Source organism: Microbacterium sp. Z12_35 (genome assembly GCF_058310475.1).
Genome location: NZ_JBZEGJ010000001.1, coordinates 417114 through 439504, shown reverse-complemented (window position 1 = coordinate 439504; position 22391 = coordinate 417114). Strand labels below are relative to the sequence as shown.

At 71.2% G+C, this 22391-nt stretch carries 20 protein-coding genes and 1 tRNA gene; 12 read left to right on the top strand and 9 right to left on the bottom strand.

Translation table 11 applies throughout. From position 1 onward, the window contains the following. Positions 1-35 precede the first annotated feature (35 nt). A complete protein-coding gene (locus tag AC4FS1_RS02185) occupies positions 36-1595 on the bottom strand; it encodes a hypothetical protein (RefSeq protein WP_491152254.1) in 1560 nt (519 codons plus the stop codon). Beyond that, positions 1571-2905, bottom strand: coding sequence for an ABC transporter ATP-binding protein (locus AC4FS1_RS02180; protein ID WP_491152252.1), 1335 nt, complete (start codon positions 2903-2905; stop codon positions 1571-1573). Before AC4FS1_RS02180 ends, AC4FS1_RS02185 begins: the two co-directional genes overlap by 25 nt. Here AC4FS1_RS02180 and AC4FS1_RS02175 point away from each other — a divergent pair. The 4 genes from AC4FS1_RS02175 to AC4FS1_RS02160 all read left to right on the top strand — a co-directional run bounded on the left by AC4FS1_RS02175 (position 2898) and on the right by AC4FS1_RS02160 (position 6494). Next, positions 2898-3269 carry a hypothetical protein gene (locus AC4FS1_RS02175; RefSeq protein WP_491152250.1) on the top strand — a complete coding sequence of 124 codons (372 nt, stop codon included), beginning with the start codon at positions 2898-2900 and terminating at the stop codon, positions 3267-3269. The genes AC4FS1_RS02180 and AC4FS1_RS02175 overlap by 8 nt on opposite strands. A gap of 139 nt (positions 3270-3408) precedes the next feature. After that, a complete protein-coding gene (locus AC4FS1_RS02170; protein ID WP_491152249.1) occupies positions 3409-4101 on the top strand; it encodes a phosphocholine cytidylyltransferase family protein in 693 nt (230 codons plus the stop codon). Between the two features lie 43 nt (positions 4102-4144). Next, on the top strand, positions 4145-5158 hold the full coding sequence (locus AC4FS1_RS02165) for a hypothetical protein (RefSeq protein ID WP_491152247.1): 1014 nt from the start codon (positions 4145-4147) through the stop codon (positions 5156-5158). Positions 5159-5168: 10 nt separating this feature from the next. Next, positions 5169-6494 (top strand): maltokinase N-terminal cap-like domain-containing protein, encoded by a 1326-nt coding sequence (locus tag AC4FS1_RS02160; protein ID WP_491152245.1) that lies wholly within the window; start codon positions 5169-5171, stop codon positions 6492-6494. Here the strand turns inward: AC4FS1_RS02160 and AC4FS1_RS02155 are convergent, their stop codons facing one another. After that, positions 6495-7766 carry a CDP-glycerol glycerophosphotransferase family protein gene (locus tag AC4FS1_RS02155; RefSeq protein WP_491152243.1) on the bottom strand — a complete coding sequence of 424 codons (1272 nt, stop codon included), beginning with the start codon at positions 7764-7766 and terminating at the stop codon, positions 6495-6497. Positions 7767-7807: 41 nt separating this feature from the next. On the opposite strand from AC4FS1_RS02155, the gene AC4FS1_RS02150 reads away from it, so the two are divergent. Further along, entirely contained in the window at positions 7808-8902 is a 1095-nt protein-coding gene (locus tag AC4FS1_RS02150; RefSeq protein WP_491152242.1) for a glycosyltransferase family 2 protein, read from the top strand. Positions 8903-8929: 27 nt separating this feature from the next. Here the strand turns inward: AC4FS1_RS02150 and AC4FS1_RS02145 are convergent, their stop codons facing one another. From AC4FS1_RS02145 to AC4FS1_RS02135, 3 genes are read right to left on the bottom strand one after another with little or no spacing between them, the layout of a single operon-like run. Continuing rightward, positions 8930-10393, bottom strand: coding sequence for a CDP-glycerol glycerophosphotransferase family protein (locus tag AC4FS1_RS02145; protein WP_491152240.1), 1464 nt, complete (start codon positions 10391-10393; stop codon positions 8930-8932). After that, entirely contained in the window at positions 10390-11634 is a 1245-nt protein-coding gene (locus AC4FS1_RS02140; RefSeq protein ID WP_491152239.1) for a CDP-glycerol glycerophosphotransferase family protein, read from the bottom strand. The genes AC4FS1_RS02145 and AC4FS1_RS02140 overlap by 4 nt, the downstream gene beginning before the upstream one ends. Positions 11635-11674: 40 nt before the next feature. Next, positions 11675-13273, bottom strand: coding sequence for a S1C family serine protease (locus AC4FS1_RS02135; protein ID WP_491152237.1), 1599 nt, complete (start codon positions 13271-13273; stop codon positions 11675-11677). A gap of 98 nt (positions 13274-13371) precedes the next feature. Here AC4FS1_RS02135 and AC4FS1_RS02130 point away from each other — a divergent pair, with 98 nt between their 5' ends. Next, positions 13372-14574, top strand: coding sequence for an aminotransferase class I/II-fold pyridoxal phosphate-dependent enzyme (locus AC4FS1_RS02130; protein WP_491152236.1), 1203 nt, complete (start codon positions 13372-13374; stop codon positions 14572-14574). A 15-nt stretch (positions 14575-14589) separates the two neighbouring features. Here AC4FS1_RS02130 and AC4FS1_RS02125 read toward each other — a convergent pair whose 3' ends face one another. Further along, the gene (locus tag AC4FS1_RS02125) at positions 14590-15396 is read right to left on the bottom strand and encodes a carbon-nitrogen hydrolase family protein (protein ID WP_491152234.1); all 807 of its coding nucleotides are present in this window, start codon (positions 15394-15396) and stop codon (positions 14590-14592) included. Continuing rightward, complete coding sequence (locus AC4FS1_RS02120) at positions 15393-15908, bottom strand: DUF6328 family protein (protein WP_491152232.1); 516 nt, start codon at positions 15906-15908, stop codon at positions 15393-15395. The genes AC4FS1_RS02125 and AC4FS1_RS02120 overlap by 4 nt, the downstream gene beginning before the upstream one ends. A gap of 91 nt (positions 15909-15999) precedes the next feature. Here AC4FS1_RS02120 and AC4FS1_RS02115 point away from each other — a divergent pair. Beyond that, positions 16000-16073: transfer RNA gene (locus tag AC4FS1_RS02115), tRNA-Met, on the top strand. 150 nt (positions 16074-16223) lie between these two features. Further along, positions 16224-17786 (top strand): MDR family MFS transporter, encoded by a 1563-nt coding sequence (locus AC4FS1_RS02110; RefSeq protein ID WP_491152230.1) that lies wholly within the window; start codon positions 16224-16226, stop codon positions 17784-17786. A 27-nt stretch (positions 17787-17813) separates the two neighbouring features. Here AC4FS1_RS02110 and AC4FS1_RS02105 read toward each other — a convergent pair whose 3' ends face one another. Continuing rightward, on the bottom strand, positions 17814-18200 hold the full coding sequence (locus AC4FS1_RS02105; protein WP_491152228.1) for a MarR family winged helix-turn-helix transcriptional regulator: 387 nt from the start codon (positions 18198-18200) through the stop codon (positions 17814-17816). A 155-nt stretch (positions 18201-18355) separates the two neighbouring features. On the opposite strand from AC4FS1_RS02105, the gene idi reads away from it, so the two are divergent. From idi to crtI, 4 genes are read left to right on the top strand one after another with little or no spacing between them, the layout of a single operon-like run. Beyond that, entirely contained in the window at positions 18356-18910 is a 555-nt protein-coding gene (gene idi / locus AC4FS1_RS02100) for an isopentenyl-diphosphate Delta-isomerase (RefSeq protein ID WP_491152227.1), read from the top strand. Then, positions 18907-19974, top strand: a complete 1068-nt coding sequence (locus AC4FS1_RS02095; protein ID WP_491152226.1) for a polyprenyl synthetase family protein — start codon at positions 18907-18909, stop codon at positions 19972-19974. Before idi ends, AC4FS1_RS02095 begins: the two co-directional genes overlap by 4 nt. Next, on the top strand, positions 19971-20843 hold the full coding sequence (locus tag AC4FS1_RS02090) for a phytoene/squalene synthase family protein (protein ID WP_491152225.1): 873 nt from the start codon (positions 19971-19973) through the stop codon (positions 20841-20843). Before AC4FS1_RS02095 ends, AC4FS1_RS02090 begins: the two co-directional genes overlap by 4 nt. Beyond that, the gene (gene crtI, locus AC4FS1_RS02085; protein WP_491152223.1) at positions 20840-22390 is read left to right on the top strand and encodes a phytoene desaturase family protein; all 1551 of its coding nucleotides are present in this window, start codon (positions 20840-20842) and stop codon (positions 22388-22390) included. Before AC4FS1_RS02090 ends, crtI begins: the two co-directional genes overlap by 4 nt. Position 22391: the final 1 nt, after the last annotated feature.

Here is a 22391-nt window from a genome sequence, read left to right as displayed (position 1 = left end):
TGCCAGTGTAGCCGGGGGCGGGCTCCCCCGGCCCGTCACGACGCTTCCGCGAACTCCATGATGCGGTCGCCACGCCGCTCGAACACGGCGGCGCCGATGGCGACGCCGGCCGTCAGGACGATCACCCCCACGGCCACGCCTCCCCACAGCGCCGCGATCGCGTAGCTCACGTCACGGGTCAGGGCCAGCCATGCCCACCACAGGGCCGGTGCACTGAGAACGATCGCGCCCAGCAGCACCAGCGCCTGCGAGGTCGCGGCGCCCGAGCCGGTGCGCTGCGGCTGTTGGAACGGGCTGTCACCCGGGTGCGAGACCGCATACGGCGCCGCCGCCGAGGCGATGCTCGACAGGCCCAGCCCGGAGAGGAAAAGCGAGGCGCTCACCCCTGCGAGCGCGGGGAGGATCGCCCATCGACCATGCACCGCCGTCGCCACCGACACCGCGATGGCGAGCACCGGGAGGCCGATGAGAAGCATCGGGACGAGCCGTCCCACCCGGTCGGCAACGCCCCGCACGCCGCTGGCGATGTGCATCCAGATGGCCGTGGAGTCGTACGCGACATCGTTGTGCGGCAGCCACCCGAAGAACAGCGCCAGTACCGGCACCGGCACGAGCGCCGCGATCCCCAGCGGCACGCCGGCAACGAGCAGCGGGACGACGGTGAGAAGCGCCGCGATGGGCACGACCAGGTAGTTCACGAGGTAGCGCCGGTCGCGGAGCCAGTAGACGAGGCTCCGTGCGGCCACCGCTCCGCCCGGGGTTCCCGGAGCCACCGCGAACCATCCGAGGCCCCCACGCTCACGCACAGCGGCGGGCCGCTCGATAGTCGTCAGCATCCGCGTCACCAGCGCGAACCAGGCCGCCGCGAGGGCGACCGGGGTGGCGACGGCCACGGCCAGGGCGATGGCCAGGTCGCCCCCTGCCAGAGAGGGGAGCCCCCAGGCCGCCCCGAACGGTGTGACCGCGAGGATCCCGGCGGCCTCCCGCAACTGCACCGGAACGGCGCCGCGCCACTCGAGCGAGGCGAGGAAGACACCGACCGGAACGACGACGACGAGGACCCCCACGAGGAACAACCCGGTGAGTTCGCGCGACCGCCGCTCCCGCACGACCAGCGCGGCGACCGCCTCGCTCACACGCGCGAGGAGGGTGCACGTGAGGACGCTGAGCACCACCGAGGCGGCTCCCAGCCCGGGTGACGCGCCGTGTGCCCGCCACATGACCGCGGCACACACGGCGAGGACGAGGACGACGGCGATCGGCACACTAAGAAGTCCGGTGACCGCCAGCGCTCCCGCCAGGCGCGCCGGCGGGAGCCCGAGGACCGCGAATCGTCGGGGATCGAGCGGATCGACCGCGCCGAGGACGAGCGGGGCGACCGCGAACCCGAGCGTGATGGCCGAGCCACCCAGCACGGTCACGACGTGGGCCGCGGCATCGGAGGCGTCGCGAAGGCTGAGGATGGCGGTGCCGGCCGCCGAAGTCGCCGCGGCCAGGAGAACGAATCCGGTCGTCATCCGCAGCACGTGGCGGCGGTCACCGTGCACCGCGCCCAGGAGCGACGCGAGTCTCAGTCGGAGAAGGCGTGCAACCACTCCAGGCCCTCCACGTCGCCATGGCCACCGGCGAGCTCCAGGAATCGCTCCTGCAGCGTGCCGGCGCCCCGCACCTCTTCGACGGTGCCCTCGGCCAGCACCTGTCCGGCCACCAGCACCGCCACGCGCGTGCAGACCCGCTCGACGAGCTCCATACCGTGGCTGGAGAGGATCACCGTGCCGCCGTGCGCGACATAGGTCGTGAGGATGTCGAGGATCACGGCGCTGGACACCGGATCGAGGGATTCGAACGGTTCGTCGAGAACGAGGAGCCGCGGCGAGTGGATCATCGCCCCGGCGAGCATGACCTTCTTCGTCATGCCGGTGGAGTAGTCCGAGACGGAGCGCCCGAGTGCGTCGACCAGATCGAAGGCGCGCGCGAGGTCGATGATGCGGCGCTCCACGACCGCTGAGGGCAGGCCGCGAAGCACTCCGTAGTAATACAGCAACTGGCGGCCGGTGAGCCGATCGAAGGTGCGGAGCCTGTCGGGGAGGACGCCCATGGCCCGCTTGGCCTGCGTCGACCGCGTCCGAGAGTCGACGCCGTTGATGGCGATGGTCCCCTCGTCGGGGCGGAGAAGACCCGCGATCATCGACAGCGTCGTGGTCTTGCCTGCCCCGTTGGGGCCGACGATTCCGTAGAAGGATCCCACCGGGACGGTGAAGCCGACCGAGTCGACCGCCAGCGTCCCACCGAACGTCTTCGTCACGCCGCGCACCGCGAGAGCGGGCACCGCTTCGTCGACAGCGTCGTCCGCCGCGGCATCGTCCAGGATCGCCGTGATCGCATCCTCCGCGGGATGCTCCGGCGATGCTTCGTGCTCGGGCGGCCCCACCGGCTCCGGCGCGGGGTACGGCGCAGCCGGGGCGACATCCGGGCTCGCCTCGACCGGAAGCACCGGCTCCTCGGTCGGAACCGCCTCGGAGAGGACCGCCGGCTCGGGCTGCTCGGTCGGGACCGCTTGGGAGAGGACCTCCGGCTCAGGCTCAGGCTCAGGCTCAGGCTCGGGCTCGAGCTCGAGTTCAGGCTCGGGCTCGGGCTCCGGCTCCGGCTCTGTCGCGCTGTCGGGAACCGCGATCGGCGGCAGCGGCGGCAGCGGCGGCACCGGGGGCAGCGGTGGCCGCGGTGGGATCACGAGTCCGTCGGGCAGCGGCGGCGGCGGACCAGGGATCGGCACTGCGCTCTGCGGAGCGGCGGCGCCGGCCCCGCTCGTCGGGGTGGCATCCGCCATCGTCGGTGCGCCCGGGGTTTCCGCCCGCGTGGGGGCAGCGTGAGAAGCGGCGGGTGGGTTCGGCGCGGGCTTGTTCACCGCGGACTTCCTCGCCGGCTTACTGACCGTCGCCGCGGTCGGAGCGGCAGCTCGGGCGGCGGCGGGTCGTTTCGCCGCGGGCTTCTTCGTCGCCGGCTTCTTCGTCGCCGGCTTGTTCGCCGCCGGCTTCTTCGCCGCCGGCTTGTTCGCCGGCGTGGGCTTGGCACCCGACACGGTCGTCGAGCGTGCGGGAGAATTCGTCCGCGAAGGCGTCCGGGGCTGGGGCGGCGCGGCCGTCGGAGCCGCCTCCGGGTCGATGTGCCTCTGGACGTCCGGGGGTGAGTCGTCAGGCAGCGGCAGCGAGGCTGTCATCGGTCCAAACTATCAAGCCCCACCGACTCAGCGGCCTGTTGTTCCCCTGTGAGACCGGCAGCCGATGCATCACGAATCGGCAACGGGTGGCCGATATTGTGCACCCTTCCAGGCTGGATCGCTACCATGAGGGGCGCACGAAGGAGTGGCGTTCCGGTGAACCGGAAGTGAACCAACCCCCAGGAGCAACAGTGTCCCCTCAGATCGTCATCCTCGCCGCCGGCCTCGGCTCGCGCCTGGGTCGTAGCCTTCCCAAGCCCCTCACCGAGCTGGGTGACGGTCGCACCATCATGCAGCAGCAGCACGACAACGTCCACGCGGCCTTCGGTCAGGGCGCGCGGATCCTCACCGTCGTCGGCTACCGCGCCGAGACCATCGTCGACGCCTTTCCCAAGGCGGACTACGTGTACAACGAGCGCTACGACCAGACCAACACGTCCAAGAGCCTCCTGCGTGCGCTGGCACAGACGGGTAAGCGCGGCGTCCTGTGGATGAACGGCGACGTCGTGTTCGACCCGCGCATCCTCGGCCGCGCACTGCCCCTCATCGAACGCGACCAGTCCTTCGTCACGGTCAACACCGCGAAGGTCAGCGACGAAGAGGTGAAGTACACCGTCGGCGCGGACGGCGTCATCAAGGAGCTGTCCAAGACCGTCGTCGGTGGCATCGGCGAGGCCGTGGGAATCAACTTCATCTCCGCCCGTGACAAGAAGGCGCTCCAGCGCCAGCTCGCCCGCGTGGGTGACCAGGACTACTTCGAGCGCGGACTCGAGCTCGCCATCGCCGAAGACGGGCTGCGTCTGGAGCCGATGGACATCTCCGACCTGTACGCGGTCGAGGTCGACTTCGCCGAAGACCTCGAGCGCGCGAACCTCTTCGTCTGAACCGTTCGGCACGCGCGCAGACGTTCCGCGTAGGATCGCCTCGATGAGCGACAAGGTCCACCGCATCCATTCGCTCCCCGAAGACGCGCCCTGGTCGGGCGGGCTGCCGCCAGTCGGCTCCGAGGAGCATCCACGATCCATCCGCGCGCTCGATCGCGTGTTGGCGATCCAGCGCCCCGCGGTGCTCGCCCACTTGCGCAGCATCCGGTTGCGCCACCCGGATGCCTCGCCCGCTGAGCTCGTACGGATTCTCGAGCGTCGCTACCTCGCCACCGTCACTGCGGGGGGCGCGGCGGTCGGCGCCACCGCCGTGGTCCCGGGCGTCGGGACGGGCATCACGCTCGCGCTCAGCGGCGTCGAGACCGTGGGATTCGTGGAGGCGACCGCCCTGTTCGCCCAGTCGATCGCCGAGGTCCACGGCATCGCCGTGGACGATCCCGACCGTGCGCGCGCGCTCGTTCTGACCCTCATGCTGGGCAAGGAGGGCGTAGACCTCGTCGCCCAGCTGGCAGGACAAGCCGCCGGTCGGGGGCCGACCCGCGCCGGCTACTGGGGTGAGATGGTCACCAAGACCCTCCCTCGCGCCTCCGTCGGGCCTGTCGTAGACCGCCTGAAGCGCGCCTTCATCCATCAGTTCGCGGTGCGCGGCAGCGCGTCCTGGATCGGCAAGGCCCTCCCCTTCGGAATCGGCGCCGCCGTCGGCGGGGCCGGCAACAACATCCTCGGCCGTCGCGTCCTGGTCGGCTCACGGCGCGCGTTCGGCGTCGCACCGGTGCTTCTTCCCGCCGAGCTCGAGCCGCGGCCCGGCACTCTTCGCATGGAGCACGCCGCGGTCGTCGGCGCGCAGCGCGTCGGTGGCGCGATCGCCGGTGCCGCCGGAACGGCGGCGCGCGGCATCGCCACGGCCGGACGGTCCGTCGGCGGCGCCACCCGGCGCGCCGGCGGGGCCGCACGTCGTGGCCGGACGGGACGACCGGACGCGCACGACACGGCCGGCGATGGCGGCGCGCCGGCCACGGACGCGACGCCTGCTGCCGACACCGTCCCCGAGCGGTAGCGTCGGGAGCATGGACAGCACGCTGGCGTGTCTGCGCGAGTGGATGCCCCGCCAGCGGTGGTACGCCAACAAGGGAGCGGTGCCGCGACTGCGGCTCATCGCCGAATGGGACCTCGGCGGTCGCCCGGACGCTCGTGTCCAGGTGCTCCTCGTCGCCGACACGAGCGGCGACACCCCGGCGCTGTACCAGATCCCCGTCGTGTGGCGATCGGCACCGGCGACCGGTGAGATCGGGCGTCCCCACGGGTCGGTCATGGTCGATGGTGCAGCCGACCCGGCCTTCCAGGACATCTTGTTCGCCTGGGTCACGCGCGGCGGTCGGGTCGGCGGGGTGGATGGCCCGCTCTACGGCGAACCGGCCTCCCGCCACGGTCACTGGCCGCACACCCTCCCCGCCACGGTGCTGGAGGGCGAGCAGTCGAACACGTCCATCATCTTCCGCGGCACCGCGTCGGCGCATCCGGTGATCTGCAAGATCTTCCGCCAGGTGCACGCGGGCCTCAATCCCGACATCGAGTTGCAGTCCGCGCTGTCCGAAGCCGGCGCTCGGTCGGTGCCGCCTCTGGTGGGGACGGTGTCCGGCGTCTGGCGGCAGCCGGGTGACGAGGGACATGTCGTGGCCGGGTCCCTGGCGCTCGCGCAGGAGTTCTTCCCGGGAGTCGAAGACGCATGGCGGGTGGCGCTAGGCGCCGCGGCGGGTGGTGTGGACTTCCAGCAGCAGGCGGCACGGCTCGGCGCCGCCGTGGCCGACACGCATACCGCGCTCGCACGCCTGTTCCCCACGCGCGATGCCACCGACGGCGACCGCGCTCGGACAGCGGAGGGCTGGCAGACCCGCCTGACGGCGGCCGTCGACGCGGTGCCCGCGCTGCGTTCGGTCGTCCCCGCGATCGACGCCGCGTTCGACCGAGCCCTCGGGGCGGACTGGCCGCGGCTGCAGCGCATCCACGGCGACCTTCACCTCGGCCAGGTCCTCGACGTGCCGCGGCGCGGGTGGGTTCTGCTCGACTTCGAGGGTGAGCCGATGCGGCCGATGGCCGAGCGGCATGCACCGGACTTCACTGTTCGTGACGTGGCGGGGATGCTGCGCTCTTTCGCCTACGTCGCGGAATCGGTCGACTCCGCTGCCGTCGACCCGCGCGCGTGGGCGGAGGCGGCACGCGAGGGTTTCCTTCGCGGGTACGCGGCCACCCCGGGCGCGGTCGTTGCCGACGGCGACCTCCTGCGTGCGTTCGAATTGGACAAAGCGCTCTACGAGACGGTGTACGAGGCTCGCAACCGCCCGGACTGGGTGCGGATCCCCCTCGCGGCGGTCGAACGCCTCGCCGGGGTCTGATCAGTCGTCGACGTCGGCTTCGGCACCGTCGCCGACGTCGTCCTCGGCCCCCGGCCGGGTGTGCCACTGCTCCCACCGCTCCATGAGTTCCTCGATGGCTGCAGAAAAGCGCGCTGTCGCCGCTCCCGGCGACGTGTCTCCGAAGTAGTACCGCACCCAGTGCTGCAGGCGCGCCACCGACTCCGGGTCGGCCAGCACCCGCTCGGACTCGGCGACGACCGCCCCCGCGTCGGAGGCATCCAGCCATTCGCACGCCGACAGGTAACCGTGCGTGTCGACGGCGGCCTCCGGGTCGGCCGGGCGCGTGATCATCAGCGGCTTGTCGGCGGCGAGGCGATCGTAGACCATCGCGGAGATGTCCACGATGGCGAGATCAGCGGCGGCGAGCTGCCAGCCGAGCTCGGCGCCGTCGTCGTAGACGTGCTGCGCTCCGGGATCGGCGTCGTTGGCCGCGGCGATGGCGGCGATGATCCGCCGGTTGGCCGCGCCGTACTCGGGATCCACAACGCCCGAACGGGGGTGCGGGCGGTACACCACGCGGTGCTGCCCGGTGGCCAGGAGCGCTGCGACGAGCGCTTCCCCGTGGGTACGGACCGACCCGTAGTGCGCGGACGGGCGATCCCCCTCCCACGTGGGGGCGTAGAGCACGACCGTGCGGTCATCGGGCGTGTACGGCAGCACTCCCGAGTAGTGATCGGCCTGAGGACGGCCGATGGCGAAGGTGCGGGCATCGAGGTCGTAGTCCCACAGGACGCGTGAAAGGCGGTTCCGCGCCGCTTCGCCCGCCACGAAGGCATAGTCGTAGGCCTTGAACTGGTTGGTGGCCATGTACATCTTGTCGGACTCACCGTGGTTGATGAACACGTGCCAGCGGTGGCCGTACCGGAACATCTGGAAGTTGCGGGTGTTCTGGTTGACGTACAGGACGACGCGAATGTCCTGGTCCGCAACGAAGTCCTCCAGGTCGCGGACGGAGGGCACATAGGCCACCGGCAGCGCGTCTTCGGCCAGAAGTGCCCGCGCACCGAACGCGGAGCGCGCCAGCACCACGACAGGCCAGCGCTCGGCCAGCTGCGCGAGGGGCTTGTACCACTGGCGCATCTGGTACATGTTCACGCCGCCATCCGCGAAGTACACCGCGATGCGGTAGTGGTGAGGCGGATGCGGGGCCTCGCCCTGCAGCGCCCGCCGCACGGCCGCCGCCGCGGCCCGGTTGGCCAGGCCTTTGCGGAACAGACCCCACGCGAGCTGGACGTCGCTGAGCAGTCGCATCCTTCCAGCGTACCCAGACAGCGCCGTGACAGAATCGACGGATGCATGTCGCCGCACCCGGACGCAGGGACGCGCCGGTTCCCGCGGAGGAGGCCGGCGTGACCTTCGTCATGCCCGTGCTCAATGAGGAGCGGTACCTGCGCCGGGCGGTGGAGACGGTGCTCGCCCAGGACGTCCCCGGTCCGGTCGAGCTCGTCCTGGCCCTCGGACCCTCGTCCGACCGCACCGACGACATCGCCCGGGCGCTCGCCCAGGAGGACCCGCGGATCCTGCTCGTGGACAACCCGGCGGCCGACATCCCCGTCGGGCTGAACCGCGCCATCCGCGCCGGGCGGTACCCGACCGTCGTGCGCGTGGACGCGCACTCCGAGATCGCCCCCGACTACACCCGGCGAGCCCTTGCCACCCTCGCGCGGGTGCGGGCCGCGAACGTCGGGGGCGTCATGCACGCCGAAGGGCGGACGCCCTTTCAGCGCGCGGTCGCACGCGCCTACAACTCCCCCATCGGCCTCGGCGGCGGTGCGTACCACGGCGGGACGAAAGAGGGCCCCGCCGAGTCGGCGTACCTCGGCGTCATGCGCCGCTCCGTGCTCGAAGAAGTGGGTCTGTTCGACGAGTCCATCCGCCGCGGCGAGGACTGGGAGCTCAACCTGCGGATCCGCCGCGCCGGGTACCGCGTGTGGTTCGACCCCGAGCTTTCGGTGATCTACTGGCCCCGCGAGAGCTGGGTTCGTCTCGCACGGCAGTTCCGCGCCACCGGGGCATGGCGCGGCGAGCTCGTGCGGCGCTACGGCCGCCGCAACTCGCTGCGGTTCTTCGCTCCCCCGGCCCTCGTCGCCGCCGTCGGGCTGAGCGCCACCGTGGGGATGCTGCAGGCCACGCGGGTCACCACCGGGGCGTGCTCGCGGATCGCGTCGGTCGTGCACGTGCCGGTGGCCGCCTACGCCGCGCTGATCGCGGGCGTCGCCGCTGGTCGCGGCGGCGGAAAGGGATGGCGCGACAAGGTCTGGACTCTCGCCGTCCTCCCCACCATGCATCTGTCATGGGGGGCCGGCTTCATCTCGGGGCTGCTCACGGGCGCCCGCGACACCGTGGACACCTCCCGGCTCGACGGGCGCAACACCCCCCTGCCCTGACCGCCGGGCGACAGAGTCTCGCGTTCCCTACTCGGGGCCGGAGACGAAGCCCTGGTCGAGGATGCGCGCGACGACCCGTTCGGCGGCAGCGCCGTCGTCTCGGGCGTTGAAGGTCCGTCGCCAGCGGTCGTACCGGTCGGCGTAGGGAGTCTGGTCGTCGTTCCGCAGCGCCGCGATGAGCTCGTCCTGCGTGCGGACGATCGGACCGGGTGCGGCGTCGGCGAGGTCGAAGTAGAAACCGCGCAGCTCGCCCCGGTAGTGGTCCATGTCGGGCACGAGGAAGTACATCGGCTTGCCCGTGACGCTGAAGTCGAACATCACCGAGGAGTAGTCGGTGATGAGAGCGTCCACGGCCGTCAGCAGACGCGACGTGTCGGGGAATCCGGTGACGTCGATGACCCGCGGTCCCTCGGCGTCCTTCCCGGGGAGCAGGGTGCGGGAGTGCCCACGGACGAGCACGACCGCACCGAGCTCGGAGGCGAGCGTGGCCGGGTCGAGGAAATCCACGATCTCGTCGCGGTCGTCCCGCCACGTCGGGGCGTAGAGCAGCACGCGAGCGTCGGCGGCGATGCCGAGATCGCGCCGGGTCGCCGATCCGTCGTCGGTGACGAGCACGTCGTTCCGCGGGTATCCCTCCACCCAGATGGGGCGGCGGAAGAAGGCGTACGCCTTCCGGAGGATCCGTCCGGCGTACGGGTTCTGCGCCAGCAGCACGTTCCAGCGCCGAGACTCCTTCACCACGGCCGCCGCCCGCCGCGGGTCGAAGCCGGGGCGGTGCAGCGCCAGTCGCTTGAGCGGAGTGCCGTGCCACGTCTGGAGCACGACCTGCCCCGGCCGGCGCGCGAACCGGCGTCGCATCCAATCGTTGATCACCAGCAGACGGGATGCTCCGCGAGCACGCCACCACTGCGGGCTTCCCTCGACCACGGGGATCGCGCCGTCGGGGACCTGGACGGAGAGGTCGACGACGCTCCAGTACCGCGTCACCCCGGGCGCGCGGCGGGCGAGCTCCCGGTCGATCGCGAGGGGATTGCAGCTCGCGTTGCGACCGTAGAAGCTCTCGAAGAACACCGCGTTCTCGAGTTGTTCGCGGGCCGCGGCGTACCGCCGCTCGAGGGCCGCCTGCCCCTCTCCGGAGTCGTACGCGGGGTTGACGGGTGGCCCGATGCGCGCCCGCGTACCGTCCCACGACGCGCGCAGCGTCCCGAGCAACGTGATCGGGACGTGATCCTGCGGCAGACCCGCATCCGTCGCCTCCCCCGGCTCGATCGTCAGCGCGTATTCGCCCCCGGGGAGCGGCAACGGGGGGCCGCCCCAGCGCGAGGCACGCAGCTCGATCACCGCGCGCCACGTCCCGCCGTCTTCGCTCAGGCGCCCCTCGGCGCGCGCGCGCCGACCGACGAGGGTCACCGCGTCCGGCCGTTCGCCGCTGCCGGACACTTCCAGCGTCGCGACGCCATCGTCGCGCACGAGGAAACGGGCGTGGGTCATGAGACTCTCTCTCTCGCGCCGACGGCGGCGCGGATGGCTTCGTAGACGCGCTCGGCATTACGGCCGTCGCGGAAGGCGTGAATGCGTTCGCTCAGAGCGAACGAGCGGTCCAACCGCTCACTCGGATCCTGCAGCACGGCCTCCAGCTGCCCGCACAGGACACTCCAGGAATCCGCCCAGTCCGGGCCCGCGACATCCGCGTACCGCCCGTAAAGCCCCCGTCGGGCGCGGTACGCGTCCAGATCCGGGGCGAGATACACGACGGGGAGGGGCACGAGCGCAGCGTCGAAGGCCAGCGAGGAGTAGTCGGTCACGAGGACGTCCATGCCCGGCAGGAGCGGGGTGACGTCGCGCACGACATCGCTCCCCAGCGCCCGGACGCGATCGGTATCGAACGGCGGACGGTACTCCCCCGCGCCGAGTGGATGCGAGCGGACGAGCAGCACCGCCTGGAATCGCTCCAGCACGTCGATGATGGTCCGCCACTCCGCGGGCGTCGGAACCGCCGGGTCGGGCTCGCCGTCGCGCCACGTGGGCGCATAGAGCACGACGCGGGTGCCCGCACCGATCGGGCCGACCGCGTCACGGAGGGCGACGGCTGCGGCGGCGCGCCGCTGGCCGGCCGTCCCGCGGGAGAGCACGTCCACCCGGGGTTCTCCCGTGACCGGTACGCACGCGCTGGGCAGCCCGAACGCCGATTCGAGCCGGCCGCGCACCAGGTGCGAGGCCGCCGGCAGGATCCGGATGCGGCTCGTCGCGGCCGCATACATGCGTCGGAGGACCCCGCGCACGAGGCGGGAATTCGGCAGGATGCGGCTCCGGAGCGTCTCCGGGGAGTCCAGACCGATGCGCTTGAGCGGGATACCGTGCCAGAGCTGCACGACGAGGGCGCCGGAGACGCCGTACCGGTTGACGTCGCCGAATCCGTGCGTGACGACGACGACGCGCGCCCGCGCGGTGCGCCAGAACCCGCGGAAGCCCGTCTTGCGGACGTGCGGGATCCCCCGCCGGTCGGCCTCCCGCGCTTCGTCGTCGGTCGCGACCAGCCAGACGGCACGCTCCCCGGCGGAAGCGGCCTGCTCCCACAGCGCCAGAGCGCCGTCGGCGATGCCCACGGCGCATCCGAACACCCACTCGTCGCGCGTGCGCGGAATGAGGGCGGTAGCGAGGCGGCCCAGCGCGTAGATCGGGATGCTCAGGAGCTTCCGCGCATTTCCCGCACCGAACGAGAAGGACGCCACCCCGCGAGCCTATCGCGGGGTGGCGTCCGTGCCGGGAGCGCTACGAACCGAGCTCCCCGAGGGTGACATCGGCGGTGCGCGACTCACCATCGCGGACATACGTCAGGGTCGCGTCCGACCCGGCGGCCAGGGCACGAACCTGGGCCGTGAGATCCGTCGAGTTGGTGATCGGCTTGCCATCGAACTCGATGACGACATCACCTTCGCGAAGCCCCGCCTGCTCGGCTGCGCCTCCGGGGACCACCTCGGCGATGTACGCGCCGGCGATCTCGGCGTCCTCGACCGCGGAGGCGGCCTGGACCTGGGCACCGAGGAGACCGTGGGTCGCCGCGCCGTCCTCGATGATCTCGTCCGCCACGCGCTTGGCGACGTCCGAGGGGATCGCGAAACCGACCCCGATGTTACCGGCCTGTCCGCTCGACGAGCCGCCCGCCGAGGCGATGGCGACGTTGATGCCGATCAGTCGTCCCTGAGAGTCGACGAGCGCCCCGCCGGAGTTGCCCGGGTTGATGGCGGCGTCCGTCTGGATGACGGAGATGCTGATGCTCTCCGTCGACCCCGGCTGCTGCTCTCCCTGACCGAAGTCGAAGAAGAACGGCCCCTCCTGGCCCGGTGTCTCCGCATCGCCCCCGTCTTCGCCGTCGTCCGGTGCGGCCGCAGAGGCCACCTGGATCGAGCGGTTGAGGGCGCTGATGATTCCGGTGGTGACGGTGTTCGACAGTCCCAGCGGCGCACCGATCGCGACCGCCTCGTCACCGACGTTCAGGTCGTTCGAGTCGGCGAATTCGATCGGCGTGAGCCCCGACGCATCCTGGAGCTGAATCACCGCGAGGTCGTAGATGGGGTCGGTGCCGATGATCTCGGCGTCGTAGACACGCCCGTCCGAGGTCGTGGCGGTGATCTGCGCGTCAGCGCTCTGGCCGTCCAGCGTCACGACGTGGGTGTTGGTCACGACGTAGCCGTCCTCGCTGAGCACGACGCCTGACCCGGTTCCGCCCCCCTCGCCGGTGCTCGCGCTGATGGTGACGACGCTGGGCACCACCTTGGCGGCGATCGCGGCGGTCTGGTTCACGTCGTCGGTGTCGTTGATGGTGATCGTTCCCGGACCTGCGACCAGCGCAGAGTCCTCGCCGCCCCACAGAGCGAGTCCGGCGTAGCTGCCACCGAGCCCTGCGGCACCGCCGACGAGGGCGGCAGCGACGATCAGACCGACGACTTTGCCGGCACCGGACTTCTTGCGGGACTCCGCCTCATTCTGGGCCGCCGGCACTGCGGCGGGCTGCGCCGCCGGGGCGGGGGCGGAACCATACGCGTACCCGCCGGGCTGACCCGCGTACGCGGGTCGCGCGGGGCCGGCGTACTGTCCGGGTCCGAAGCGGGTGGGGGGTTGTTCGCCGGCCGTACCCCACCCTGCGCCCGTCGACGCGGCGCGCGTCGGGACGGGACCGGGATGCGGTGGCACGGGTGTCGAGCCGGGAGGCGTCGTGGACGTCTCGGTTGCGAGGCTCTGTTCCGGGGTCTCCGGGGTGTGCGGCGCCTCTGTGGCACTGCTGTTGGTCTGTGCGGGCGTGGGAGAGCCGTCCTGCGGCGAGGATGCCGGGACGTTCTCTGAGGGCCGCTCGCCCTGGTTGTCGCTCATGGTTGCTCCTTCTGCCAAGCAATATCCAGCGTGACGTCGGTTGCTGTGCGTTTTCTATGGTCCGACCGGGATCCGTCTATGCGACTAGCGTGAGGGGGATGCGAGACATTCCCGGAGCTTGGCGGCGTGCCGCCGAGGGTGCCGGTCTGAGGGCACCGGACGGCTCGACCGTACCGACCATCTTCGCCGAGATGAGCGCTCTTGCGGCCAGAACCGGTGCCATCAACCTCGGCCAGGGCTTCCCGGATGAGGATGGACCGGGCGTGGTGCTGGAGACGGCCCGGGAAGCGATCGCTCAGGGCGTAAACCAATATCCGCCCGGGCGCGGCACAGCCGACCTCCGGCGGGCGATCGCCGAGCATCAGGAGCGCTTCTACGGCCTGCGGCTCGATGCCGAACGCGATGTCCTGGTCACCGCCGGTGCGACGGAGGCGCTCTCCGCCACGCTCCTGGCTCTCCTTGACGGCCCGGACGACGAGGTGGTGGTGTTCGAGCCCTATTACGACTCGTACGCCGCCTGCGTGGCGTTGGCCGGGGCGCGGCTCGTGCCTGTACCGCTGCGCTGGCCGGACTTCCAGCCCGACCTCGACGAACTCGCGGCTGCCGTCACCGACCGCACCCGCGTCATCCTGGTGAACGACCCGCACAATCCCACCGGTTCGGTGTTCTCCCGGGAGGTTCTGGAGCGCATCGTCCACCTGGCCGAACGCCATGACGCGGTGATCGTCACGGATGAGGTGTACGAGCACCTCGTGTTCGACGCTCCGCACGTGCCGATCGCGACGCTTCCGGGTGCCTGGGAACGAACGATTTCGATCTCCTCGGCCGGCAAGACGTTCTCCGTCACGGGATGGAAGATCGGCTGGGTCACCGGCCCGGCGGAGCTCGTGTCGGCCGTGCTCGCGGTCAAGCAGTTCCTCACCTATGTCAACGGCAGCCCTTTCCAGCCCGCCGTGGCCACCGGTCTGCGTCTCCCGGACGCCTTCTTCACCGGGATCGCCGCCACGCTGCGGGGGAAGCGCGACCTGCTGGGCGCCGGTTTGCGCGCCGCAGGCTTCGCGGTATCGGTGCCCAGCGGCTCCTACTTCACGGTGGCGGATGCCGCGCCCGTCGGTGCCGCCGACGCCGACGAGTTCTGCCGCACCCTTCCCGAGCGAGCGGGCGTCGTGGGGATCCCCCTCACGGCCTTTGCGACATCCGCTCACCGGGACCGCTACCGCACCCTGGTGAGGTTCGCCGCGTGCAAGCGGACCGACGTCCTCGAGGACGCCGCCTCCCGGCTGGCGAGTCTCCGAGCCTGAGCAGACGCGGCTGCGTCAGGCCGGCTCGACCCGGAACCGGCGGAGCTTCAGCGCCGGGTTGACCCGCCGCACGCGCTCCACCGCCTCGCGGTCCAGATGCGCGACCGCCACATCGGTGCTGGTCCCGACCCCTGCGGCGACGACTCCCTGCGGGTCGACGATGAGGGAGTTCCCGACGCCGAGGGGCGGCGGATGGTCGGCTGCCGCCACGAAGAGCGTGTTCTCGATGGCACGTGCCTGAAGCAGCGTCCGCCAGTGGTGCTCCTTCAGGGGCCCCCGCACCCACTCGGCCGCCACGAGCACCACCTCGACGTCGGCATCGGCCAGGACGCGGGCGACCTCGGGAAATCGCAGGTCGTAACAGGTCATCAGCCCGAACCGCATCCCGTCGACCGTGAAGGTCTGCGGCGGAGCGATCTCTCCCGGCTGCACCCAGTCCGACTCGCGCTGGCCGAACGCGTCGTACAGGTGCAGCTTGCGGTAGGTGGCGAGGAGGCCCGTCCGGTCGACCGCGACGACGGCGTTCCGCACGCGGGCGTCGTCGTCCGCACGCTCGAGCAGACCCGCGGCGATCGTGACATCGTGCTCATCGGCCAGACCGATCAGCGCCGAGACGAAGGGACCGTGAACCGTCTGGGCGTTCGCGGAGAGCGACGCGTCGAACGGGTCGAGGAAGTAGCTGGAGTACTCCGGGAAGAGCACCACGCGCGCTCCGCGCGACGCTGCCCGCGCGACCAGGGAGCCGATGACGTCCAGGTTCGCCGCCACGGAAGCCGTGGGCGCGAACTGCGCGACAGCGACCCCGACCGAATCCACGCTCATCCGTCCTCATCTCCCTCGAGCCGGAGGCGGATCGTCACCGGCACCACCACCCACAGTACGAGGATCAGGGCGGCCAGGGCGGCGGACGCGGCGACCGCCGCACACCAGCCGACCACGACATCGAACACGAACGCGACCACTCCCGCCAGCAGAAGCGACACGGTGATCAACGCGAGCAGCAGTGCCCGGTGGCCATACCGGACGACCGAGGCCTTGGCGTGCTGGCGGAACAGGAAGCGATGCAGCGCCACCGGGGCGAGGGCCACGATCGCACTGAGCGCCGACAGCACCACCAGCGCGAGATAGAACACGCGCTGCCCGCGGTCGAGGTCGGCGAAGGCCGGCTGGAAGGCCAGGGCGAGGAGGAATCCGGTCAGGATCTGCGTGCCGGTCTGCAGGACCCGCAGCTCCTGCAGCACGTCGTTCCAGTTGCGATCAGCCCGCTCGGCGGGCGTCTCGTCGCGACCTTGAGAGGTGTCATCCTTCGCTTCGGCCCCGTTGTCCCTGCTCATGTCCGAATCCTTCCGACACCGCGCTCGAACGGCAACCACGACGTCCGCCCGGTGAGGCACTCCGACGGACCGTGCTAGGCTGGTGATGTGCCGCGGGGTGGAGCAGTTCGGTAGCTCGCTGGGCTCATAACCCAGAGGTCGCAGGTTCAAATCCTGTCCCCGCAACAATAAAAGGCCCCGGATCTGATCCGGGGCCTTTCTCTCTGCCTGACCGGGCTCGGCTGCGCACCTGCCGCCCGCCGAGGGCCCCTGCACGTCCCTGCAGTGATGCGCCAGGGGTTACCGCGCGGCGGGACGTCGTGTAGTCACGTCGGTGTGAGCACCTCCCCAGCGACCGATGATGCGCCCGACGTCGGCATGTCCCGCCGCCGCGTCGGTGTGATCTTCGGCGCGCTGCTGGCCGCGATGTTCCTCTCCGCTCTCGATCAGTCGATCGTCGGCACGGCATTGCCCACGATCGTCGGCGATCTGGGTGCGGCCGAAGGCGAGGGCTGGGTCGTCACGGCGTATCTGCTCGCGATCGCGATCGTGATGCCCATCTACGGCAAGACGGGCGATCTGTTCGGTCGCCGCGTGCCGTTTCTGCTGGCGATCTCGCTGTTCCTGGTGGGCTCCACCGGCTCGGCCCTGGCGGGTTCCTTCGCGGAGCTCATCGTCTGGCGCTCCGTGCAGGGCCTGGGCGCCGGCGGGCTCGTCATCCTGTCGCAGGCGACCATCGCCGACATCGTCTCGCCGCGCGACCGCGGTAAGTTCATGGGTCCGATGGGCGCGGTGTTCGGCATCGCCACCGTCGCCGGGCCGCTGCTGGGCGGCTGGTTCACGGATGGCCCCGGGTGGCGGTGGTGCTTCTGGACCAATGTCCCCGTCGCGATCATCGCCCTGGCGATCGCGTGGTTCGCCCTGAAGCTCCCCTCGCGTCGGCCGGCGCGACGCTTCGACGTGCGGGGCGCCCTGCTCCTGGCGACCACGACCGCGGGCATCGTCTTCCTCACCAGCTGGAACTCGCTCACCGGCGGAGCGGGCTACGACTGGCGCGACCCCTGGCTTCTGGCCCTGACCGCGGTGACCCTGGCCGCGCTCGGCAGCTTCCTCTGGATCGAGTCCCGCGCGGCCGACCCGATCGTCCCGCTGCAGCTGTTCCGCAGCCGCACCTTCACGGTGGCCGCGCTCATCGCCCTCGTGCTGGGCATGGCGATGTTCGCTGCGCTGTCGTTCCTGCCGACCTTCCTGCAGATGTCGGAGGGCGTCGGAGCGACGGCATCCGGCCTGCTCATGCTGCCGATGACGGCGGGACTGATGATCAGCTCGCTGGTCTCGGGCCGGCTCATCACCCGCACCGGACGGTACAAGGTGTATCCGATCGCCGGGATGGCGCTCGCCACCGCCGGCCTGGCCTGGCTCACCCAGATCACGGGGGGAATGTCGACGGTGCTGTTCGGCGCCATGATCTTCGTTCTGGGGCTCGGGCTCGGCCTGGTGCTCCAGACGATCGTGATCGCCGCCCAGAACGCCGTCTCCCCCGACCAGGTGGGCGTGGCGACGTCGACGAACAACTTCCTCCGCGAGATCGGCGCCGCCGCGGGAACCAGCATCTTCTCCGCCGCCTTCACCACACGGCTCACGACCACGCTGAGCGAGGCGACCCGCAACGTCCCGCCATCCGACATCCCCTCCGGTTTCGGCGCCTCGTCGCTCACCCCGGCCGCCGTCGAGACGCTGCCGGCAGATCTGCGCGATGCCGTGGTCACGGCGTACGCCGACGCGCTGGCGCCCTCGTTCTGGCTTCTCGTGCCGCTCGGGGTGGTGGGCTTCGTCGTCGCCTTCTTCATGAAGGAGATCCGGTTGTCGGACAAGCCCGCCCTCCGCTCGCGCGCCTGATCGCCGCGCTCACGGATTCTCGGTGGACTAACGGGGGTCGACTGCCTCGGCGATCTCCCCCAGGAAGCGGGCGATGACGGCGAGCTCCTCGTCGCTGTAGTCCGCCGCGACCGCGCGCATCGACTCCAGGTGGGCGCCGAAATGCTGGAAGAACTCGCGTCTCGTGCGCTCGGTCAACACCACGATGCGCGCGCGACGGTCACGGGGGTGGGGCCGCCGCTCGAGATGACCCGTCGCGGTGAGCCGGTCCAGGAGCTTGGTCGTGGATGCCGTGGAGATCCGCAGGTGCCGGGCGACCTCGTGAGGGCTCACCGTCTCCCCCCGCTGCTCACGGACGATGAGCATGCGTAGCGCCGCGAGGTCGGTCGCGTTCATGTCCATGTCGCCCTTCATGCCACTGTGCATGCGGTCCATGGCGTCACTGAAGGCACGCACGGCGAACAGCGTCGCCGTGATCGTCTCGCGTCTTGTACCAGGTGCCTGCGCAGGTTGCGACAAGATGGACACTCCCTCCCTCCGCTTGTATAGTCGTGGCCACTCGCTAGCTAAACTAGCAAAATGGAGGCGCGATGATCGAAACCGAGTATGTCGTTCTTTTGGACGACGACGGCCAGGAGATCGGAACAGCCCCGAAGAGCAGTGTGCACGGTACCGACACCGCTTTGCATCTCGCGTTCTCGTGCCACGTCGTCAACGACGCCGGGCAGGTGCTGGTCACCCGGCGCGCGCTGGGGAAAGCCACGTGGCCCGGCGTGTGGAGCAACTCCTTCTGCGGGCACCCTCGTCCGGCCGAACCCGTGATCTCGGCCGTTCGCCGTCGCGCCTCGCACGAGCTCGGGCTGACGCTGACGGAGATCGACCTCGCCCTGCCGCTCTTCCGGTATCGCGCGATCGACGCCACCGGGATCGTGGAGCACGAGATCTGCCCCGTGTACACCGCGCGGACCTCGGAAGAGCCGGAGCTCAACCCACTCGAAGTCGCGGACGCGGAATGGGTGGACCCGACCGATCTCGCCACCGCCCTCGATGCCACCCCGTGGGCCTTCAGCCCGTGGCTCGTCCTGCAAGCCGAGCAGCTGCGCCTTTTCGGCGCACCTCGGCAACAGCGACGCCGCGCCTCATGATCACGCTGCGCGCCGCGCCGGCCACCCGCGAGGCGATCGACGACGCCATCGATATCGCGCTGCAGCGTCTGGAGGGGCGGATGGCGCAGCTCGACGGTTCCGCCGGTGCCTTGGCCACCGCCATCCGGCGCGCATCGGCCGGCGGCAAGCGCTTCCGTCCCACGCTCGTCGTGTCCGCTTACGAAACCCTCGGCGCGGCGGGCGACGAGCGCGCGGTGTACCAGCTGGCGGCGGCGTTCGAGCTGCTGCACACGGCGTTCGTGGTGCACGATGACGTGATCGACCACGACACGCATCGGCGGGGTGTCCTCAACATCGGCGGCGAGTTCCGCGCACGGGCGCAGGCCCGGGGGGCGGATGCCGCGGGCGCGTCGCTGCTCGGGGATGCCGCGGCCATCCTGGCCGGCGATCTGCTGCTGCACGAGGCCATCCGGCTCGTGGCACTGGCCGACGTCCCTTCCGGGGTCCGCGCCGAGCTGATGGCGCTCGTCGACGAAGCCGTCGTCGTCTCGGCGTCGGGGGAGCTCGCCGACGTCGAGAACGCCGTGATCGCTGACGCGGGGGTGGCATCCGAGGCGATTCTCCTCGCCACGGCGAACAAGACGGCGGTGTACTCCTTCTCGGCACCTCTGAAGGCCGGAGCAGTCCTCGCCGGCGCACCGTCGGCCAGCCGCGCGGTGCTCGGCCGATTCGGATTCCAGCTGGGGCTGGCATTCCAGCTGGTGGACGATCTCATCGGCGCGTTCGGTACCGCCACCGTCGCCGGCAAGTCCGAGGGTGGCGACCTCCGGGAGGCCAAGCGCACTCCGCTCATCGCCCTGGCCCGCGAAAGCGAACGCTGGCCGGAGGTGAGCGACGCACTGGCCCGTGCACACACGGGTCCCGTCGCCGTCCGCGCCGCCCAGACCGCCCTCGCCGCATCCGGTGCGCGGCAGCGCGTGGAGTTGCTCGTCGGCGAGACGCTCGATGACGCGCGCCGCACCGCGAGGGACCCCGCTCTGCCCGGCGACTGCCGCGCGATGCTCCTCGACCTGGTCGAGGGCGTGCGGGAGCGCGTGCCGTGAGCCACTCCCCCACAGGGCTGGCGCTGTACGACCGCACGGCGGAGGATGCGGCGGCCGCAGTCATCGCCCGCTACTCGACCTCGTTCGCTCTCGCATGCCGCCTGCTCGGCCCGCGCGTGCGGCCGCACGTGCGGAACGTCTACGCGCTGGTCCGCGTCGCGGACGAGGTGGTGGACGGCCCGGCCGCCGACGCGGGGCTGAGTCGCACCCGTGAGCGCGAGGTGCTCGACTCCCTCGAGCAGGAGACGCTCGAGGCCATCGAGCGCGGCTTCAGCGCCAATCTCGTCGTCCATGCCTTCGCGCGCACGGCGCGGGCGTGCGGCATCGGGGCCGACCTCACCGCCCCGTTCTTCGCCTCGATGCGCACCGACATCGACACGACAGCCCACGACGCCGGGTCGCACGACGCCTACGTCTACGGGTCGGCCGAGGTGGTGGGCCTGATGTGCCTGCAGGTGTTCCTCAACGCCGGCTCCCCCCATCCGCTCCCCGCTCCCCCCGACCTCGCGGGAGGCGCCCGCCGCCTGGGCGCGGCCTTCCAAGACGTCAACTTCCTCCGCGATCTCGACGACGACGCCGGGCGGCTCGGACGCGACTATCTGTCGGGGGCGACGACCGGCAACGGCCGCACCGAGGTGCTCGACCGTATCGACGCCGATCTGGCCGCCGCCGCAGCGGTGATCCCCCGGCTGCCGCGGGACTGCCGCCGGGCCGTCTCGACCGCGCACGACCTCTTCGCCGAGCTCTCTCGGCGTCTGCGCCGTTCACAGGCGGCGTCAGGACGCCGCCTGCGGGTTCCTGACCCGGTGAAGGCCGCTCTCACGCTGCGCGCAGCGGTCACCGCGCGTCCGCGGGAGCGGCGGCGGTGACGCGGACGGTCGTCGTCGGAGGCGGGATCGCGGGCCTCGCGACCGCTGCGCTGCTCGCCGCCGAGGGGCATGAGGTCACCGTGTGCGAAGCGCGTGCGGAGCTCGGCGGCCGCGCGGGCTCGTGGGCGCGGGACGGATTCCGCTTCGACACCGGCCCGAGCTGGTACCTCATGCCCGAGGTCTTCGACCACTTCTTCGCCCTGCTGGGCACGAGCGCCGCCGAGCAGCTCGACCTCGTGCCGTTGCGCCCGGCCTACCGGGTGTTCGGTGCGGACGGAATCCCGCCCCTGGACGTGGTGTCGGGTCGGGATGCGGCCACCGCGCTGTTCGAATCCGTCGAGCCGGGCGCCGGGCCGCGTTTGGACGCGTACCTGGACTCCGCCGCCGATGCGTACGAGCTGGCGGTGAACCGCTTCCTCTACGACCCCTACACGACCACCGCAGGGCTCCGGGATCCGGCGCTCCTGCGGCGTCTCCCCCGGCTGCTGCCGCTTCTCACCCGCACGCTCGCCCGGCACGTCGAGACGCGCTTCACCTCCCCGCGCCTCCGGCAGATCCTGGAGTATCCCGCCGTGTTCCTGGGCGGCTCGCCGTACGGTGTCCCGAGCCTCTACCACCTGATGAGCCACCTCGACATGAACGACGGCGTCCGGTACCCGCGCGGGGGCTTCACGACCGTCATCGCGGCAATCGATCGCCTCGCCCGCGAGCGGGGCGCCGCGGTACGCACCTCGGCGCCGGTCGAGGAGATCCTGGTTCGCGACGGCGCCACGCACGGCGTGCGCCTGGCAAGCGGCGAGATCATCCCCGCCGATGTCGTCGTCTCCACCGCCGACCTCCACCACACCGAGACGCGGCTGCTGTCGGATGCGGCGGACCGCACCTACCCGGAGAAGTGGTGGCAGGACCGCACCCCGAGCCCCGGCGCGCTGCTCGTGCTCCTCGGAGTGCGTGGCCAGCTCCCCCAGCTCGCCCATCACTCGCTGCTGTTCGCCCCGCAATGGCGGGAGAACTTCGAGGCGATCCTCGGAACGGATCCCCGCATCCCCACGCCGGCATCCCTCTACGTGTGCCGCCCGAGCGCGACCGACGACACCGTCGCCCCGGAGGGGCACGAGAACGTGTTCGTGCTCGTACCGGTGCCCGCCGACCCCGGCCTCGGGCGGGGCGGCGTCGACGGCGGCGGGGATGCCGCGATCGAGGCCGCCGCCGACCGTGTCATCGCGCAGATCGGCCAGTGGTGCGACATCCCCGACCTGGCCGATCGGGTCGTCGTCCGCCGCACGATCGCCCCCGGCGACTTCGAGGCCGACCTCCACTCGTGGCGCGGCAATGCGCTCGGCCTCGCGCACACGCTCCGCCAGAGCGCGGTGTTCCGCCCGCGCAACCAATCCCGCCGGGTGCGCCGGCTGTACTACGCGGGGACGTCGGCGCTGCCCGGCATCGGCCTGCCGATGTGCCTCATCTCCGCCGAGCTCGTCCTCAAGCGTCTCCGCGGCGACCGCTCCCCCGGTCCGGTTCCCGAGCCGGCGCGCAGGGAGGCGTGAG